The 18,776-nt window shown below is 30.5% G+C and carries 14 protein-coding genes and 1 pseudogene; 12 read left to right on the plus strand and 3 right to left on the minus strand.

Annotation, left to right across the window (positions count from 1 at the left end; genetic code table 11):
• The 5 genes from AC0L3M_RS04050 to AC0L3M_RS04070 all read left to right on the plus strand — a co-directional run bounded on the left by AC0L3M_RS04050 (window position 1) and on the right by AC0L3M_RS04070 (window position 4,273).
• Window positions 1–378: a nuclear transport factor 2 family protein gene (locus tag AC0L3M_RS04050; protein WP_473431925.1), complete on the plus strand. Its 378-nt coding sequence runs from the start codon at window positions 1–3 to the stop codon at window positions 376–378.
• Window positions 379–472: 94 nt separating this feature from the next.
• Entirely contained in the window at window positions 473–1,324 is an 852-nt protein-coding gene (locus AC0L3M_RS04055; RefSeq protein ID WP_473431926.1) for an SDR family oxidoreductase, read from the plus strand.
• Window positions 1,325–1,520: 196 nt separating this feature from the next.
• On the plus strand, window positions 1,521–2,669 hold the full coding sequence (gene egtB, locus AC0L3M_RS04060) for an ergothioneine biosynthesis protein EgtB (RefSeq protein ID WP_473431927.1): 1,149 nt from the start codon (window positions 1,521–1,523) through the stop codon (window positions 2,667–2,669).
• 3 nt (window positions 2,670–2,672) lie between these two features.
• Complete coding sequence (locus AC0L3M_RS04065) at window positions 2,673–3,620, plus strand: L-histidine N(alpha)-methyltransferase (RefSeq protein ID WP_473431928.1); 948 nt, start codon at window positions 2,673–2,675, stop codon at window positions 3,618–3,620.
• Entirely contained in the window at window positions 3,617–4,273 is a 657-nt protein-coding gene (locus AC0L3M_RS04070; protein ID WP_473431929.1) for an aspartate/glutamate racemase family protein, read from the plus strand. Before AC0L3M_RS04065 ends, AC0L3M_RS04070 begins: the two co-directional genes overlap by 4 nt.
• A 32-nt stretch (window positions 4,274–4,305) precedes the next feature.
• Here the strand turns inward: AC0L3M_RS04070 and AC0L3M_RS04075 are convergent.
• Window positions 4,306–5,204, minus strand: a pseudogene (locus AC0L3M_RS04075) (EamA family transporter).
• Window positions 5,205–5,634: 430 nt separating this feature from the next.
• On the opposite strand from AC0L3M_RS04075, the gene AC0L3M_RS04080 reads away from it, so the two are divergent.
• Window positions 5,635–7,497 carry an OmpA family protein gene (locus AC0L3M_RS04080; RefSeq protein ID WP_473431930.1) on the plus strand — a complete coding sequence of 621 codons (1,863 nt, stop codon included), beginning with the start codon at window positions 5,635–5,637 and terminating at the stop codon, window positions 7,495–7,497.
• Between the two features lie 92 nt (window positions 7,498–7,589).
• Here the strand turns inward: AC0L3M_RS04080 and thiE are convergent, their stop codons facing one another.
• A complete protein-coding gene (thiE, locus tag AC0L3M_RS04085) occupies window positions 7,590–8,234 on the minus strand; it encodes a thiamine phosphate synthase (RefSeq protein WP_473431931.1) in 645 nt (214 codons plus the stop codon).
• A 228-nt stretch (window positions 8,235–8,462) separates the two neighbouring features.
• On the opposite strand from thiE, the gene AC0L3M_RS04090 reads away from it, so the two are divergent.
• Window positions 8,463–9,473, plus strand: coding sequence for an LLM class flavin-dependent oxidoreductase (locus AC0L3M_RS04090; protein ID WP_473431932.1), 1,011 nt, complete (start codon window positions 8,463–8,465; stop codon window positions 9,471–9,473).
• 55 nt (window positions 9,474–9,528) lie between these two features.
• Window positions 9,529–10,575, plus strand: a complete 1,047-nt coding sequence (locus AC0L3M_RS04095; RefSeq protein ID WP_473431933.1) for an ArsO family NAD(P)H-dependent flavin-containing monooxygenase — start codon at window positions 9,529–9,531, stop codon at window positions 10,573–10,575.
• Between the two features lie 127 nt (window positions 10,576–10,702).
• On the opposite strand, the gene AC0L3M_RS04100 is transcribed toward AC0L3M_RS04095, so the two are convergent.
• Window positions 10,703–11,566: an outer membrane beta-barrel protein gene (locus AC0L3M_RS04100; protein ID WP_292945434.1), complete on the minus strand. Its 864-nt coding sequence runs from the start codon at window positions 11,564–11,566 to the stop codon at window positions 10,703–10,705.
• A gap of 303 nt (window positions 11,567–11,869) precedes the next feature.
• Here AC0L3M_RS04100 and AC0L3M_RS04105 point away from each other — a divergent pair, with 303 nt between their 5' ends.
• The 4 genes from AC0L3M_RS04105 (at window position 11,870) to AC0L3M_RS04120 (ending at window position 18,771) form a co-directional block, all read left to right on the plus strand.
• Window positions 11,870–13,210, plus strand: coding sequence for a GAF domain-containing sensor histidine kinase (locus tag AC0L3M_RS04105; protein ID WP_473431934.1), 1,341 nt, complete (start codon window positions 11,870–11,872; stop codon window positions 13,208–13,210).
• Window positions 13,211–13,342: 132 nt separating this feature from the next.
• Complete coding sequence (locus AC0L3M_RS04110; protein ID WP_473431935.1) at window positions 13,343–13,765, plus strand: hypothetical protein; 423 nt, start codon at window positions 13,343–13,345, stop codon at window positions 13,763–13,765.
• Window positions 13,766–13,992: 227 nt separating this feature from the next.
• On the plus strand, window positions 13,993–15,570 hold the full coding sequence (locus AC0L3M_RS04115) for a DUF6377 domain-containing protein (RefSeq protein ID WP_473431936.1): 1,578 nt from the start codon (window positions 13,993–13,995) through the stop codon (window positions 15,568–15,570).
• Between the two features lie 252 nt (window positions 15,571–15,822).
• The gene (locus AC0L3M_RS04120; RefSeq protein ID WP_473431937.1) at window positions 15,823–18,771 is read left to right on the plus strand and encodes a SusC/RagA family TonB-linked outer membrane protein; all 2,949 of its coding nucleotides are present in this window, start codon (window positions 15,823–15,825) and stop codon (window positions 18,769–18,771) included.
• The last annotated feature ends 5 nt before the right edge of the window (window positions 18,772–18,776 follow it).

The following is an 18,776-nucleotide window of genomic DNA, read 5'->3' on the forward strand; positions in this document are numbered from 1 at the left end:
ATGGATATTCAAAAAAACAAAGAGAATGCTATTGCTTTCTATAAAATGGCATATGAAGGCAATCCAACAAAAGCAGTAGAACTGTATGTTGGAGAACAGTATATACAACATAATCCTATGGTTGCAGATGGACCTCAAGCATTTATTGATTATTTTAATCGCATGCAAAAAGAATATCCTGTAAAGTCTATGGATTTTGTCAGAAGTGTTGCTGAAGGGGATTTAGTAGCTTTACATACGCATCAAATTTGGCCAGATAATGACCAATACGTCACTATGGATTTTTTTAGATTTAATCCTGAAGGAAAGATCGTGGAGCATTGGGATAGCATTCAGCAAATACCAGAAAAATCGGCTCACAATAATACCATGTACTAATATTTAAAAAAGTAGTTGTAAAACATTAAAATTAGCACGTAGTTATTATTTCAAGTAGTAAAATATTAGAAAGTGGTAGCAAAATAAATTTATAATGAAAATAGCAGTAACAAGCGCAAGTGGTAAGTTAGGGACTTCAATAATTAAAAATCTTATTCAATTAATAGGAAAGGACAATATTGTAGGTATTGCAAGAACACCAGAAAAAGCAAAATTTTTAGGTGTACCAATCAGAGAAGGAGATTACAACAATCAAAAACAATTTGTAAATGCCTTAAAAGGTATAGATGTTTTATTGTTAGTTTCTGGTATGGATGCACCAGAAAAACGTATAATTCAGCACCAAAATGTTATTGAAGCAGCAAAACAAAATGGTGTTAAAAAAATTGTTTACACAAGTATTGTTGGTGCAGAAACTGGAAATGCTTTTAGTCCTATAGTACAAACTAATAGACAAACAGAAACAGATGTGCAAAACTCAGGTTTGGATTGGGTTATTGGTAGAAACGGAATTTACATTGAGCCCGATTTAGAATATATCGATACTTATGCAAAAGAAGGCAAAATTACTAATTGTGCAGCGTCTGGCAAGTGCACGTATACCAGTAGGGATGAGCTAGGGTTTGCTTATGCAAAAATGTTAACCCAAGACAAGCATAATAATAAAATTTACAATCTTGTTGGAGAGGCTATCACACAAAGTCAATTGGCAACATATATAAACCAAGTTTATGGCACAAATCTTATATTTAACTCTGTTACAGTTGAAGATTATGCTAAAGAAAGAAAAGCAGCATTAGGTAACTTTATAGGAACTGTTATTGCAGGAATTTATGAAGGCATATTAAATGATGCTTACAACGTGTCTTCAGATTACGCTAAAGCTTCCGGAAGACCACATAAATCTACACTTTCCATAATTAAAGCGTTTAAAAATAATAGTTAAAATTCAAATAGTGTGTAAGTAATAACGCTAAAGTCGACTTAACCACAGTTAATAAGTCATAATGTCCATATTATAAATAGTCTGTTACAATCATTTTATTTAAATTTGAGTATCATGGTAAGACTTTAATGCACTAATTTAAAATATAGTAGACACCAAAAGCACAATTCAAAACATCATGATGTATTAAATATATATGAGTATTACAGCACATTTTAAACAGGTCAGATCGCAAACAGTATCGTTTTGTAGTCATTTAAATGTTGAGGACTATTCAATTCAAGTTGTAGCATTTGCTAGTCCTCCAAAATGGCACTTAGCACATACGACTTGGTTTTTTGAAGAGTTTATTTTAAAACCTTTTTTACCCAATTATAAAACGTTTGACGCTAATTATGGCTTTCTATTTAATAGTTACTACAATACATTAGGCACACGTGTTTTGCAGTCTAATCGAGGTAATATGTCTAGACCAGTTACTAGCGATATTTTAGATTACAGGAATTATGTAGATAAAAATGTATTAAAACTTTTAGATCAAAACTCTAATAAGGAATTAACAGATTTAATTGTTTTGGGATTAAATCATGAGCAGCAACATCAAGAATTACTGATTACTGATGTAAAATATATGTTTGGTCACAATCCACTATTTCCGGTTTATAAAAAAGATTATAATCTTTTAAAAGATCATAATATAGCTTTGGACACAACCAAAATTAATGAAGGAATCTATCAAGTTGGTTACCAAGGACAGGATTTTTGTTATGATAACGAACTAGGAGTACATAAAGTGTTTATTAATGATTTTGAAATAAATAATTTTTTAGTCACAAATGGTGATTATATAGCATTTATGGAAGCTGGAGGTTATTCCGATTTCAACCTTTGGTTGGATGAAGGTTGGTCATGGGTAAACAAAAACAACATAAACGCACCTTTATATTGGTTTAAAATAGATGAAATTTGGCATTACTATACTTTAGCAGGTTTACAACCAGTAGACAAAAATGCTATTTTAGGTCACATTAATTTTTATGAAGCTAATGCTTACGCAGAATGGAAAGGGATGCGATTACCAACAGAGTTTGAATGGGAAGTAGCGTCTAACACATTGCATTGGGGAAAACGTTGGGAATGGACAGCAAGTGCCTATTTACCATATCCTAATTTTGAAAAAGCAAATGGAGCAGTAGGTGAGTATAACGGAAAATTTATGAGTAACAAAATGGTATTACGTGGCGCATCTGTAGCGACATCTCAAAACCATAGCAGGAATACGTATAGAAATTTTTTCAACCCACTAGAGCGTTGGCAATACACAGGAATTAGATTAGTAAAATAATACATGATACAACAATTTAAAGACGCAGTAAACAACGGTTTAAGCGCACAACATAAAAACTTACCTTCAAAATATTTTTATGATAAAAAAGGTGATGCCCTTTTTGTCCAAATTATGGGTTTGCCAGAATATTATCTGACTAGAGCAGAGCATGATATTTTTAAAAACCAAACGTCTAATATTATAGCATCTTTAAAATTAAAGAAAGACACTTATTTTGAATTGATAGAGTTAGGTGCTGGAGATGGTACAAAAACTAAAGAGCTCCTTAAATTGCTAAGTCAAGAAGGTTTTGATTACAGTTATCTTCCTATTGATATTTCTCAAAACGCATTAGATAATTTAGAAAGTACCCTAAAAACAGAATTACCTGCTGTTTCTGTTAAGACAAAACAAGGTGATTATTTTGAGGTTTTAGAGTCTTTAAAGCATAGTAAACATCCTAAGGTAATTCTATTTTTAGGATCTAATATTGGTAATATGAATGATGCTATTGCATCAATTTTTATGCAAAACCTAAGCGCTAATCTAAACCTAGGAGACAAACTTTTTTTAGGAGTAGATTTAATTAAATCTCAAGACATTGTTTTGCCTGCTTATAATGACAGTCAAGGTGTAACAGCAGCTTTTAATTTAAATTTATTAGACCGAATTAATAAAGAATTAGATGCCGATTTTAACAGAAACAACTTTATACACACACCAACTTATAATGAAAAAGAAGGTATTGCCAAAAGCTACATAACAAGTACCATAAATCAAGACGTCCATATTAAAGCGATAAATAAAACGTTCAGCTTTGTTAAAAACGAAAAAATTCATTTAGAAATTTCGAGAAAATATAATGATGAAATTCTAAATAATATTATCACCAATACTCAATTCATTATAAAAAATAAATTAAGCGATAGTAACAACTATTTTGCTAACTACATCCTTGAAATAGAATGAGCACATTAGGCGTATTGGGACTTGGAAGTTATTCTACATTGTTTTACATAAAAACGCTTAATGCTATGTATAACAAAAAATATGGTGAATTTAGCACATGTCCTTTTACACTGTTAAATGTAGATTTTGATGCAATAAATAAGCTGTTACCAAATACGTCCAATACCTTAGATACTATTGTAAAAACGCATTTAAATACAATTGAAGCTTTAAAAGTAGACAATATTATAGTTCCAAATATTACCTTACATGAAACTATAGATAGGCTACAAATTAAAACCAATGTAATACACGCTATACAAGAAACAATTTCCAAAATTACTAGAAGTAATCATGTTAATGCCACCATTTTTGGCACATTATATACCATGCAGTCCAACTACGTAACATCTCAATTTACTGCGCGAAACATTAATATTATTAAGGCTACTGATGCAGATATGCAACTAATAGATAATATAAGAATTGCTGTTTATAATGGTGATGCAAATCCTAAGCAATTAAATATTTTTAATGATTTGCTTAATAAGTATACCAAAAATGGAATTGTAGTTTTAGCATGCACAGAGTTATCTGTTATTAATACCTCAAGCTCTAAGTTAGTTTATGATATGGCTAGAATACAAATACAAGCAGCTATAAAATCTATTTAATACCATTGTGTTTTTATAAACCACTTTTGGTTTTAAGAATATAAAATCAAAAAGACCCCTAATAATATCCCAAATAAAGGAACTAGTTTTTTGCGTTTATTATGTTCTTTAAAAACAATACCTCCAATTACAACTGCAATTATAAGTTGACTTCTTTTTATAGCAGATAATAACATGATTAATGCATCAGGATCTTGTAGTGCTTTAAAGTAAAAATAATCTGCTGCTTGTAATAAAATACCAACAGCAATAATAGTCCAACGCCATTTAAACGCTTGTCGTTTAGCTTTATACGGAAACCACGTAATAGATAAAATAACTATTAAAATTAGGATGGTATACCAACAAAACCAAAATTGCAACGTTTGAGGGTTAAGGCTTAAACTCTGGATCAAAAATTTATCATATAAACCGCTAGAAGCACCTAAAAATGTTGCTCCAATAATAGCAAAGATCCATTTGTTTCTTTTAAATATAATACCTTCTTTTTTACCAATTCTAGAGTAGAGGATAACAGAAAATATGATAAGAAAAAACCTATCCATTGTAAAAACTTAGGCGTTTCGTTATAAATAATTATGGCACCAATAAAAGTAAAAAAAGGACCTGCGGATCGGATTGGTGTAACAATAGTTATGGGTAGGTGTTTTAACGCTTGATAGGCTAATATCCATGACGCAGCCATAATCATTGATTTGATAAATATAAAACCATGCGTTTGCCAAGGAATACTAGTAATATAAAATCCTAAGTTTTTGGTTTCCTCTGGAAAAAAAACAGAACCAATAAAAAACGGAAGAATAAATAAAAAGCCAGAGCCAATAGTACCTAAAAGTACGGGAAAAACCTCATTACCTTGTACTGCATGCTTTTTACACAAATTATGTAATCCTAAAAAAAGAGCTGCTAATAAACCTAAATACATCCACATGCTGCGAATATAGTTTTTTAACAGATTTTGAAATACTAAAACTGATATTTTTAAACGTTTTACACAGTCAAAAATTAAATTTTAATCAAAAAAATATATTTTAAATTTGATAAGATTTTTACTACAACGGACTTTTTTACTGTTAATCGTTTGAATGGAATTTCCTACTAATAATGCAAACACTTTTTTTCGGTTTTATGAGTAATTTAACTTTTATGCATTTACTAGCTAAGCACTAAAAACATTGGACTTAAACCATATTTAAACATAATTAATTAACGATTCTATACTCTAATTCAAAAACATTATTATTTCGATAATTGTGGGTTTTGACAGCTAATTATTTCATTAAAATTTTTGTCTTTTATTGATTTCAATTGTTGTTAATTTGCCGGCTTAATTAATTTTTAAAATAAAAAATAATTTGAATATGAAACAGTATTACAACATTTTATCATTAACACTTATACTAGTATTTAGTATGCAATTTTCTTTTGCACAAAACACAGAAAAGACTTGGTCTTTTGAAACTGGTTTTACTGCAATTGATGTTTATCCTGTAGGAGAAGATTTTCCTCAAGGAGATTATTTAGACGAATTTTTAAATCTTAACGATCACTGGAATTACGGTGTTTATGTTGGGATTACTAGAAACTTTAATAATAACTTATCACTTTCTGCTAGAGGTACTTTTAGCGAAATTAGCAAATGGGGTGATTTAGGTGCTGCTGATGAAAGTGTATTAGTGGATAACCTTAAATATTATGGTTTAGACGCTATGATCAATTATGCTTTTGGTAAAGGTAAATTACAACCTTTTTTAGCAGTTGGTGGTGGTTACACTTGGATTGAAGAAGGTCCATACAACACTTCTTTTGCTGCTAACGGATCAGACTTAGTTGGTGCTGGTACTGTAAATGGAGCTTTAGGATTACGTTATAACGTTTCTAATAGATTTGGTATTAACTTACAGACTTCATATAAACACTCATTTGAGGACTATTTAACTAAACATTGGGCACACAGTTTAGGTTTAGTTTATAGCTTAAATCAAGATACTATTAAGGAAGAAAACAGTGCTGACATGTCAGTTACAGATTCTAAAAACGACAAACGTTGGTCTTTTGAAACTGGTGTAAGTGCTATTGATGTTTATCCTGTTGGAGAAAATGCGCCACAAGGTGATTATTTTGACGAATTTTTTAACCTTAACGATCACTGGAATTTAGGTGTATATGTTGGTGTAACTAAAAATTTCAATAAAAACTTATCTATTACTGCAAGAGGGACTTTAAATGAGTTAACTAAATGGGGTGATTTAGGTAGTGCAGATGAAAGTGTTTTAGTAGATAACCTTAAGTATTACGGTTTAGATGGTATGATTAACTATGCATTTGGTAAAAACGATTTACAACCATTTTTAGCAGTTGGTGGTGGTTATACTTGGATTGAAGAAGGTCCTTATAATACATCTTATGCAGCTAACGGTTCAGATTTAGTTGGTGCAGGTACTGTTAATGGTGCAGTTGGTTTAAAATATAGTATCAATGATGATTTTGGATTAAACTTACAAACCACTTACAAGCATGCGTTTAAAGATTACTTACCAAAACATTTTGCACATAGCTTAGGTATCGTGTATAAATTAGGAAATGGAAACGCTAAGGAAGAAGTGAATAATGATAGTGATGGAGATGGTGTACCAAACGAGTATGATGTTTGTCCAGAAGTTGCAGGATTAGCTAGTCTTGGTGGATGTCCTGATACAGATGGTGATGGTGTTGCTGATAAAGACGATTTATGTCCTGAAGTAAAAGGTCTTGTTGAATTTGGTGGCTGTCCAGATACTGATGGTGACGGTTTCCCTGATAATAAAGATAACTGTCCTGAGGTAAAAGGTACAGATAACGGTTGTCCTGTTGTTGTTAAAGACGTTAAGCCAGTGGCTAACCCTATTCAAGGCGAAAGAAAAGTATATTTTGCTTATGATAGTGCAGAGCTTGATTTAAATGCTAAAATAATCTTAGATCAATTAACTACAGATATGACTAAAGATGCTTCATACAACGTGTCTATAGTTGGTCATGCAGACAACAAAGGTGGTGTTAACTATAACTACAACCTATCTGTAAAAAGAGCACAAACTATTAAAGATTATTTAGTATCTAAAGGATTAGCTTCAGATGTTATTACGACTACAGCAGTAGGAGAGACGCAACCAGCATCTACTAATACAACTGCTGCTGGTAGAGCAGAAAACAGAAGAGGTGTATTAACTATTAAGATTAACTAATTAGTTAATCCTTAAATTACAACTTAAAAAAAGCTATCATAATTAAAATTATGATAGCTTTTTTGTTTTATAAAACTTAATGTTATTATAAATTATTCAAAAGTATGACGTTGTTCTGCTATAACAGATGCTTTAAGCAATTGGTTAAATGTTTTTATACTATCAAAGTTTTTAGTAATTTGACTAGAAACAGCTACTCCAGAAATTCCCGTTTTTAAAATAGCTTCAATATCTGAAGTTGTAATTCCTCCAACACCAATAATTGGCGTTGTTGTATTTAATACATCCATAATTGCAGTATAACCTTCTAAACCTAGAATTGGTCCTACATTGGCTTTAGTATCAGTAAATCTAAAAGGTCCCAAACTAATATAATCAACTTCTTTAGTGATTAAAGTTTCGCAGTCTTCTAAAGTATTAGCAGTACCTCCAATACTTTGCCAAGTATATAAGTGTTTTCTAGCAATAGTTGGACAAGTGTCTGAAGGTCCTAAATGGACTCCATCTGCTTTAATAGTTTTAGCTATTTTATAATGGTCATTTATAATTAATCTTGTCTGATAATGAGATGTTATTTTTATAACCGCTTCAGCCAATTTTAAAAACTTTTTTTCAGACACATTTTTATAACGTAATTGTACTAATTCTGCACCAGAAGTACATGCCTTTTGGACATTTTCTAAAATTTGTTTAGTAGTTTCGCCTTGCGTTATATAATGTAGTTTAGGTATAATCATGTATTTAATACTTTCTTGTTACAACCGTGTTTTGGATATTAAAACACAAAAATACAACTATTATAAACACTTAAGTCTTTCTTAATGCGCACAACTATTATAATTTATTAAGAAGGCTTTAGCAAAAGTTTAATAGATGCATACAACCTTAGCAGTACTATGTTATGTAACTTTGTAGTTGTAATATTTAAAGTCTAAAACAGACTTATAATAGCACATATACAAACTATGGAAACTCAAAAAATATCATATTCTATTTTAGATTTAGCGTTAGTGTCTCAAGATCATACACTAAAGCAAACCTATGATAATGCGTTATATTTAGCGCAACAAGCGGAAGACTTTGGTTATAAAAGATATTGGTTGGCAGAACACCATAACTCGCCCAATATAGGTAGTAGTGCAACCTCAATTTTAATTGGTTATGTTGCACAAGGCACCAAAACAATAACTATTGGATCTGGAGGAATTATGTTACCAAATCATTCTCCATTAATAGTAGCAGAGCAGTTTGGTACATTAGCCACGTTATATCCTAACCGTATTGATTTAGGTTTGGGTAGAGCGCCTGGAACAGATCGTGAAACAGCTGAAGCTATTAGATCTGATTTTATGGAAGCTGCACACGCATTTCCTAATATGGTAGGACAAATTCAGCAATATTTTTCTGAAGATAATGCAACATCTAAAGTTAGAGCTACGGTTGCAGAAGGTGTGACTGTTCCTATTTACATTTTAGGATCAAGTACAGATAGTGCACATTTAGCCTCTAAAAAGGGATTGCCTTATGCATTTGCAAGTCACTTTGCGACAACTCATTTATGGGATGCTTTAGATATTTATAGAACTAAATTTCAGCCTTCATCAGTGTTGCAAAAACCTTATGTTATTGCTGGTGTAAACATTATTATTGCAGATACTGATCAAGAAGCAGAGCGTCTATCTACGTCATTAATTAGCATGATTGTTGGCTTGTTTACAGGCAAAAGACAAGCAGTGCAACCACCAACAGAGATGACAGAGTATTACAAAGAGATTTTAAAAAATCCTCAGGTACATCAAATGTTAAAGTATTCTTTTATTGGTAGCAAAGATACTGTAAAGCCTAAAATTAAAGCGTTTATGGAGCAGACTAAAGCTGACGAGCTTATTGCTGTTACTAATATTTATGATATTAACGACCGTATTAAATCGTATCAATTATTTGCAGAAATTATGGATGAGCTAAATACTGATTAGCTCTAACTTTTGTACATTTAATGATGAAGCTTTACTAATTAATCTTTTAGTTTTAATGAAAATATACGAAACACTTGTTATTGGTGGTGGTCAGGCAGGTTTGTCTGTTGCCTATTTTTTAAGACGTTATAAAATTGAATATTTAGTTTTGGACGATCAAGATCAAGCAGGAGGATCATGGACAAATACTTGGGACAGTTTAAAGTTGTTTTCTCCAACACAATTCAGCTCATTATCTGGTTGGGGAATGCCTGAAGGCGAAACCGAATATCCTAGTAAAACAAGTTTTATTGAGTATTTAAAACAATATGAAAAACGTTACGATTTAAATATTAAAAGAAGTACTAAAGTAACCACTGTACATAAAACAGCGTTTGGCTATAAACTTGAAACAAATACGGGAACGTATTACTGTAAAACCTTAGTTAGTGCTACAGGAACTGCACAAAACCCTTTTATACCAACATATCCTAAGCAAGCATTGTTTTTAGGAACCATGATACATTCTTCACAATATAAAAATGCAGATTCCTATAATAACAAAAGTGTATTAATAATAGGAGGCGGAAACTCGGGAGCACAAGTTTTAGCAGAAGTTTCTAAAGTTGCAAAAACCCAATGGGTTACTATAACTGAGCCTAATTTTTTACCTGATGATATTGATGGTCGCTATTTATTTAATGATGCTACAGATAAGTTTTATGGAAAAACAGGTAATACTAATGCTGGTTTAAAAACATCATTAAGCGATATTGTCATGGTGCAAAGCGTAAAAGAGGCTAGAGGTAGAGGTGTACTAACGTCTAAACGTCCTTTTTCTTCATTTTACGACAATGGAGTTGTTTGGGATAATGGAGATAAAACTGCATTTGACACAGTGATTTGGTGCACTGGTTTTAAGGCTAACTTAAAACATTTAGAGTCCTTGGATATTATTGAAAATAATAAAATAGAGACCAGTTATACAAAATGTAAAAAGTTACCAAATTTATGGTTAGTTGGTTATGGTAGTTGGACTGGATTTGCATCTGCGACTATTTACGGTGTTGGCAAAACAGCAAGGCATACTGTTAATAATATAGTTTCGATTTTAAGATCTTAACATTATAATTATCAATCAAGTAATTTTGTATTTCAAATTAAACGACTTTAAATTTTCAGCATAAAAAAGCCTATTAAAATCACGTTTTAATAGGCTTTATTTGTTTAATATGTACTTTCTAAAAGACTTATTGTTTTTTAGAATTACTTTTAAATTTATAAGTAATTCCGAAGTTAATTCCGAATGACGAATAAGGTACTTTTTGAGATAATTTTCTAGATGAATCTGTATTTGTATTAGATAAATTATCAACATAAGTTGTTTCTTTATTATAACCATTTGGTAAATTATCTATATTGTAAAAACCAGCAAATGCAACAGTACCATCAGGTAATACTACGTCTGTATTGAATTCAGTAATTTCAGAATCTTTACGCTTTAAGCTAATTCCGTAATACTCAGCTTCAACAAATAAATTTAAGTTATCATTTAAATTAAATTTATAACCTAAAGCACCTACAAATCCTAACGGAAAATGTCCATGAAAATCTTCTTTATAATTTGTCTCAGAATAAGACCCTAAAGGGATTCCAAAACCATCAGCTTCAGCTTGACTAAGTGTTGACTTATCATAGACTACAGCTTCAGTTTTTCCACCTAATTTTAATAAAGCACCAAAACGACCATAAATATTGTTTGTAAATTTATAGACAATAGATGTTGATGCTCCAAAAGCACGAGCTCTAGCAACAGCATCTACTTCACGGTTTGGTACGCTAATTTCAGATACCGTTTGGTCTGTACCATGTAAGTATCCTAAACCTAAATCTACACCAAAAGATTCATTAAAATAATAAGTACCTCTTAATTGCACGTTTGCACCTTCACCATAACTACCATAAGCGTTTTCTGTTTCTGATAGGTTAATAGATTCTCCTAATTTCATTCCAGCACTTCCAACAGCATAACCTGTACTTAAAGAGACTTCTAATTGAGCAAATGATAGACCACTAATTAATAGTGCTGTTAACACTATTCCAAATTGTTTCATAATTGTTTGATTTGAAAATTATTTTATGTAAAAAAGAAAGATTGAATTTATAGCTATTTTACTTCAATTTCAACCTGTACAAATATACTTGATTTTTATACAAAGTAGCTTTAAAAATAGTTAATCTCTTGGTGTAAATACGGACTAATTTGCTAATCAAATACTTAAGTCAACTAGCGTCGTTAAAAGATTGTAGGAAAAAAAATGTTAATTTGAACATGGATAATATTAGTTTTAAAAATGTAAATATTATATTAGTAAAACCAAACTAACTTAACCGCATTTAAAATTCTGATTAGTGCTATGAAAAATGATTATCAAGACCCTTTAGGAACCCACTCAGAACAACTTAAAACCAATAAATTAAATTATTTAAAACAATTAGAAAAAGATAAAATTATAGAGCGACAAATTCGTTTTCAAGAGTTGCTAATTAGTATATCTACACAATATATTAACTCTGATTTATCAGACATTGATAATTTAATTAATACTTCTTTACAACAAATATGCGAGTTTGTAGAGTCTGACAGAAGTTACATTTTTTCATACAATTTTATAGACAACACCACGTCTAATACTTATGAGTGGTGTGCACAAGGTATTGAACCAGAATTGGATAATTTACAGCAAGTCCCATTAGATTATTTTCCGCAATGGGTTGAAGCACATAAAAAAGGAGAAGCCTTTTTTGTGGAAGATGTCAGTTTATTACCAAAAGATGGCGAGCATGGTTTACGTGCTGTTTTAGAGCCACAAGGCATTAAAAGCTTAATAACGATACCTAAGTTTAAAAACAAAGAATTGATAGGTTTTATAGGATTTGACTCCGTTAAACAAATCAATAAATTTAATGACCACGAAAAAGAAATCTTATTTGTTTTTGCTAATATGTTAGTCAACATTATACAGCGAAAAGAAAATGAAGAACGTCTTAAGGAGCAAGAGGCTAAAAAAGAAGAATTATTACAGTTTTTATCACGTCAAAATGAAGAGTTAAATGAATACGCTCATGTTGTATCTCACGATTTAAAAGCACCATTAATTAATATCCACACTTTAATAAGTTGGTTTATGGATGATAACAAAGAGGTTTTGGATGATGCAGCATTAACACCATTACATCAAGTGATTTTTAATGTAGAGAAGATGGATTTTTTAATCAAAGGAATTTTAGATTACTCTACCATTGACAGGCTTGAGACAGAAGATAAATCTATTGATTTTAATCTTATCGTGGACGAGGTTATTCAAACTTTATTAGTACCAAGCCACGTTACTATTACAGTACAAGATAATTTACCAAGTATATATGGTAACGCTTGGCGTTTTAAACAAGTGTTTCAAAACTTGATACAAAATGCCATAAAATATGGTAATCCAGAAAAAGGAACTATACAAGTTGGTTATACAGATCATGAGGATCATTATCAGTTTTTTGTCAAAGACAATGGTATTGGTATTAAATCTGATTATTACGACAAAATTTTTAAAGTCTTTACTAAATTAGAAAGTACAGGATCATCTTCTGGTATAGGTTTGTCCATTGTAAAAAAAATAATTACTTACTATAAAGGGGCTATTTGGGTTGACAGTCAAGAAGGCATTGGAACTACTTTTTATTTTACGTTATTAAAAAACTAATATAAACTGCGGACTAATAATTATATTAACCAGTCCTATTTTTATAAGTAAATCTATTGTATAATATAACTCTTGTGTATTTTTTTACACCAAAATAAATACCTAAATTGTAATTAACTCGAGTTATTTTTTATGAAGCATATCATTACGCTGTTACTACTTGCACTTACATTATGCAATTGCGAAAGTGAAAAATCAAAACAACAACAATTAGAAACTGCACAAATACAACTTGAAATGGCTTCCGAAAAAGAGTTGGTTAAACCTAAAATTGAAGCCACAGGTAGCTATCGTAAAAGGCAAACACAAGCTAGTCACCAATTAAGCTTGATGCTTACTAACACTTCTAAATATACAACTTATAAGGATTGTACAATAGAAGTTCAATATTATTCCAAAACCAACACTATTATACATAAATTGCTTATTAAAATATCAGACACTCTAAAACCAAATCAAACAATAACGGTAGACAAATTTACGGATGAGACAACAGATATTAAAGATGTTAACTCCTTAGGATGGACTTGTATTGATGCTGTTGTTGTGGATTAATTGTAATTTAAATACTAAACGATTTTCGTGTCTAAAGTTTAGTCATAATCTTTTTATTTTAAAATAATGGTGCTTTTCAAAAATTAGTAGCAACATTTTAAAATATTAAAAGATCCTTTTTTATCATTATTTTAGAGTTAAATTCGCTATAATTTTTTCTAAAACATCTTTTTAATTTGAAGTCGACTTTTTATATCTTATTTCTATTGTTATTTCAAAATAACCTTATGTCTCAAAATCTAGATTCTATTATCAGTAGTTTAGAATTTAGGATGCGTAATTATAAAATGTATGATTTAGAAAAGGAAGCACAAATAGATAGCTTAATTAAAAAAGTAAGTAATACTTCTAACCTCAATGACCAGTACATAATTAACAATGCTATTTTTGAGGAGTATCAATTTTACAGTTTTAATAAAGCTTTAGATTATATAGAAAAAAACATAGAGATTGGAAAATTGCTTAATAATGATGAGTTACTAGATAAAGCCATCCTAAAAATGGGATTATTATTAGTTAACACAGGACGATTTAAAGAATCAATTGATGCCTTAAGTAAAATAAAAAGAAACTCACTACCAAAATCTTTACTAAATAATTATTTTATTGCTCATAAAGAAGGTTATTCAGGTCTATCCTATAATACAGCAGTAAATAGCAATAAATTAATATATTTAGAGCTATACAAAGCCTATCAAGATTCATTATATGATAGACTTAAACCTGACTCTGAGGAAGCCTTAAGACTTAAAGAAAAGGAATATAGAGATAAACGAAATTTGGACAAGGCTTTTAAAGTTAACTCGCAAAGACTTGGAAAAGTTAAATTAGGTTCTCGTTTATACTCTTTAATAACTTTTGAAAGATCCTTGTTGTATGAGTTAAACAACCAATTAACTAAACAAAAAGAGTATTTAGTACACTCTGCAATATCAGATATTCAAGCGTCTGTAAAGGATAATGCATCAATGGGGACTTTAGCTAAGATACTTTTTTCAGAAGGTGATATTGACAGAGCACATAAATACATTAATTTTTCTTACAATGATGCTGAGTTTTATAATTCGCGTTTACGTTTTGTAGATATTGCTAATAATATGCCTTTAATTACAAAAGCCTATGAACAAAAAACTGCAAAGCAAAAGCAAAAGTTAGAATACTCTTTAGTTTTTATTAGTGTTTTAGCTGCGTTTTTACTAATAGCAATTTATATGGTTTATAAGCAAGTCAAAAAAGTGTCAGAAGCCAAGGATAAACTTAAAATTGCTAATAATCAACTTATAGTTTTTAATAAAAAGCTTAATACATCTAATGAAGAACTTAAAAATCTTTATTTAGAGCTCTCAGAAGTAGATAAAATTAAGGAACATTACATTGGTAATTTTGTAAATCTGTATTCAGAATATATTACTAAATTAGATGTTTACAGGAAATTGGTAAGCAAATATGTTAATGCAAATCAAATGAATGCGTTGCTTAAATTATCAAAATCTAAAAGACTAATTGATGAAGAATTAGAAATTTTTAACAACAATTTTGATAGTTCATTTTTACATATTTATCCAAATTTTTTGTCAGAAGTCAATAAGTTACTAAAACCAGAACATCAAATTGAATTAACAGATATAAACCAATTAAATACAGAATTAAGAATCTTGGCACTTATCAAATTAGGAATTGATAATAGTTCAAGAATTGCAAAAATCTTAAGGTATTCTGTAAATACCATTTATAATTACAGAGCAGCTATTAATAAATCTGCAATTGATAAAACAAATTTTGAGAAGATGATAAAATCTATCTAAATATTAAATAATATTATCAAAAATACCCTCTATAAATTACTGATTTCGGATATAAAACTCTTTAATCATCCAATAAAATCCACTTTTCGTATTCTGTTTAAAATTTATAAGCTATTGATTTTAAATATTTTAACAAATATTTACACACTATAAAATCCACTTTTACAGATTTCTCTATTGTAGTTGCTGTTATTTCAGGGTAATTTGCTAAACCATTTTATTGACTTCATAAATTAATACATATAGAGGCAAATGATTTATAAAAAATTAGTTTTCATTACGGTAATTTTCATTTCATTATTGTGTACAAGTAAAAGTGTAGCACAAAATAAAGTTACAGGTGTTGTAACAGAGAAAGATGGATTACCTATACCTGGAGTTTCAGTGATATTAAAAGGAACTTCAATTGGTGTTAGTACAGATTTTGATGGTAAATACACCTTAAGTGAAGGTGTAAATCAAAATTCAGTTATAGTATTTAGCTATATTGGATTTAAAACACAAGAGATTTTAGTAAAAGGACAGTCTGTTATTAATGTTGATTTGCAAGAAGATACAAGTGTTTTAGATGAAGTTGTAATTGTTGGTTATGGATCGCAACTTAAAAAAGATATAACAGGATCGGTCTCTACAATTGACAGCGATTCTTTTGAATCTAGACCCAACACTCAAGTAGGTTCCTTATTACAAGGACAATCTGCAGGTGTCCAAGTCATATCTGGATCAGGTAAACCATCAGGTGGATTTAGTGTACGTATTAGAGGAACAAACTCTATTAACGCAAGCAGCGAACCATTATATGTGGTTGATGGTGTACCTACAACAGACACAAGATCAATTAATCCTAGTGATATAGACACTATAACAGTGTTAAAAGATGCCTCTTCGGCTGCTATCTATGGTGCTCAAGGAGCAAATGGTGTGGTTTTAATTACTACTAAACGTGGAACAACTTCTAAACCAAAAGTAAGTTTAGATATCTATTCCGGAGTGTCACAAGTCTGGAACACTTTACCAGTATTAAATGGTGAACAATATAGAGATTTAATGACAGAAATGGGATTGTCAACAGATTGGGACAGCTTTACAGCACGTACTGATTGGCAAGAAGAGATATTTCAAAATGGATTTTCTCAAAATTATCAAGCCTCAGTATCTGGTAAAACTGAAGGAACTAGTTATTTTATTTCAGGAGGTCATTTAACCCAAGAAGGAGCAGTAAGAACGTCTGAAATTGAAAGAAGTAATTTTAAAATTAATATTGATCAAGACATTAATGATTGGTTAAAAGTTGGTACCAGAATAGCATATACTTCTTATAAAGATGTGGATATTAATGACAATAACAACGTAAATCAAGGAGGTGTCCTTTTGGGTGCTTTAACCACACCATCTATAATTGGTGTATACAATGACGCTGGAATGTTTACTAGTAATCCGTTTCAAAATTGGGAAAACCCATTGGCTAGTACAGACGGTTTAGATAGAGAATATAATAACAACCGTTTTTTAGGAAATATTTATTTAGAAGCTAAATTTCTTGAAAATTTTAAATACAAGTTTAACTATGGGATTGATAATAGTAATGGCGTATTTGATTCGTTTTTAGATCCTTTCAGAACAGGTTTTGGTGCTGCTATTGGTGGTCAAGGTATTAATAATACAGATAAAAAATCTTATTATATTGTTGAAAATACATTTAGTTATAATAATTCATTTAATAAACATACTGTTGAAGCCTTAGTGGGATCTGTCAATCAAAAGTTTACATTTGAAAACAGTTCTATTCAGACTAGAAATTTTGCTAGTGAATCTGTTACAACACCAAATGGAGGCTCTGAAATTTTTGATGCTTCTGCTTGGAAATCAGAAAGAGCGAATGCTTCCTTTTTAAGTCGAGTTAATTATAGTTTTGACGATAAATATCTGTTAACTGCTAATTTTAGAGCAGATGGATCAAGTGTTTTTGGACCTAACAAAAGATGGGGATATTTTCCATCATTCTCTTTAGGATGGCGTGTTTCAAACGAAAAATTTATTAATAAAGACGGATTAATTAATGACCTTAAACTTAGGGCAGGTTGGGGACTTGTTGGTAATGACAATATTAACGCTTATAGTTATTTAGGTCGTGTTGGATCTGGAGCAAATTACCCATTTGGTGGTGTCACACAACCTGGTACATTTCCGGGATCTATTGAAAACTTAACATTAAAATGGGAAGAGTCTGAACAAACAAATATAGGTTTTGACCTTTCTATGTTAAATAACAGACTATCTGTTACAGCTGATGCCTACATTAAAAAAACTAATGACTTATTATTAAACGCGCCATTACCAACGACTTCTGGTTTTGATAATGCAATTAGAAATATTGGAGAAATACAAAACAAAGGAATAGAATTAGCTTTAAATACGGTAAACATTAATTCTGATATTTTTTCATGGAATACTGGATTTAATATATCCTTTAATCGTAATGAAGTGGTTAGTCTTGTTGGACAAGAATTATTACAAGGTGGTATAACAGGAGGTAGAGGTGAAGCTAGTCTAGTAAGAGAAGGCGAACCTTTGGGTACTTTATATGGTTATATTTTTGGTGGTGTTGATCCAGCATCTGGTAACGCTTATTATATTGATAATGAAGGTAACTCCACCTTCAATCCTACACCAGAAGACCGTACAATTATTGGTGATGCTAACCCAGATTTTTACTATGGTGTAACTAATACTTTAAATTATAAAGGCTTTGGTTTATTTGTTTTTCTTCAAGGATCTCAGGGTAACGACATGTTAAATGTTACACGAATTGAAACCGAAGGTATGATAGATCCTAAAAATCAATCTACTGCAGTTTTAGATCGTTGGAGACAACCAGGAGATATTACAGATATACCAAGAGCTAGTTTTGGTAATAGTGATAATTCCAGGGTCTCAACACGTTTTATCGAGGACGCTTCATATTTAAGATTTAAAACCATAACCTTAAGTTACGATTTGCCTAAAAATCTAATTGACAAGCTAGGTATAACTGCCCTAAAAATTTACGGTACAGGAGAAAATATTTTTACAATAACAGATTATTCTGGTTTTGACCCAGAGGTTAATGCTTTTGGCGGAAGTAACACTGTACAAGGTATAGATTTTGGAACCTATCCTCAAACTAGAAACTTAATTTTTGGTATAAACGCAACATTTTAATTATT

This window comes from Olleya sp. KJ81-1, assembly GCF_055808135.1.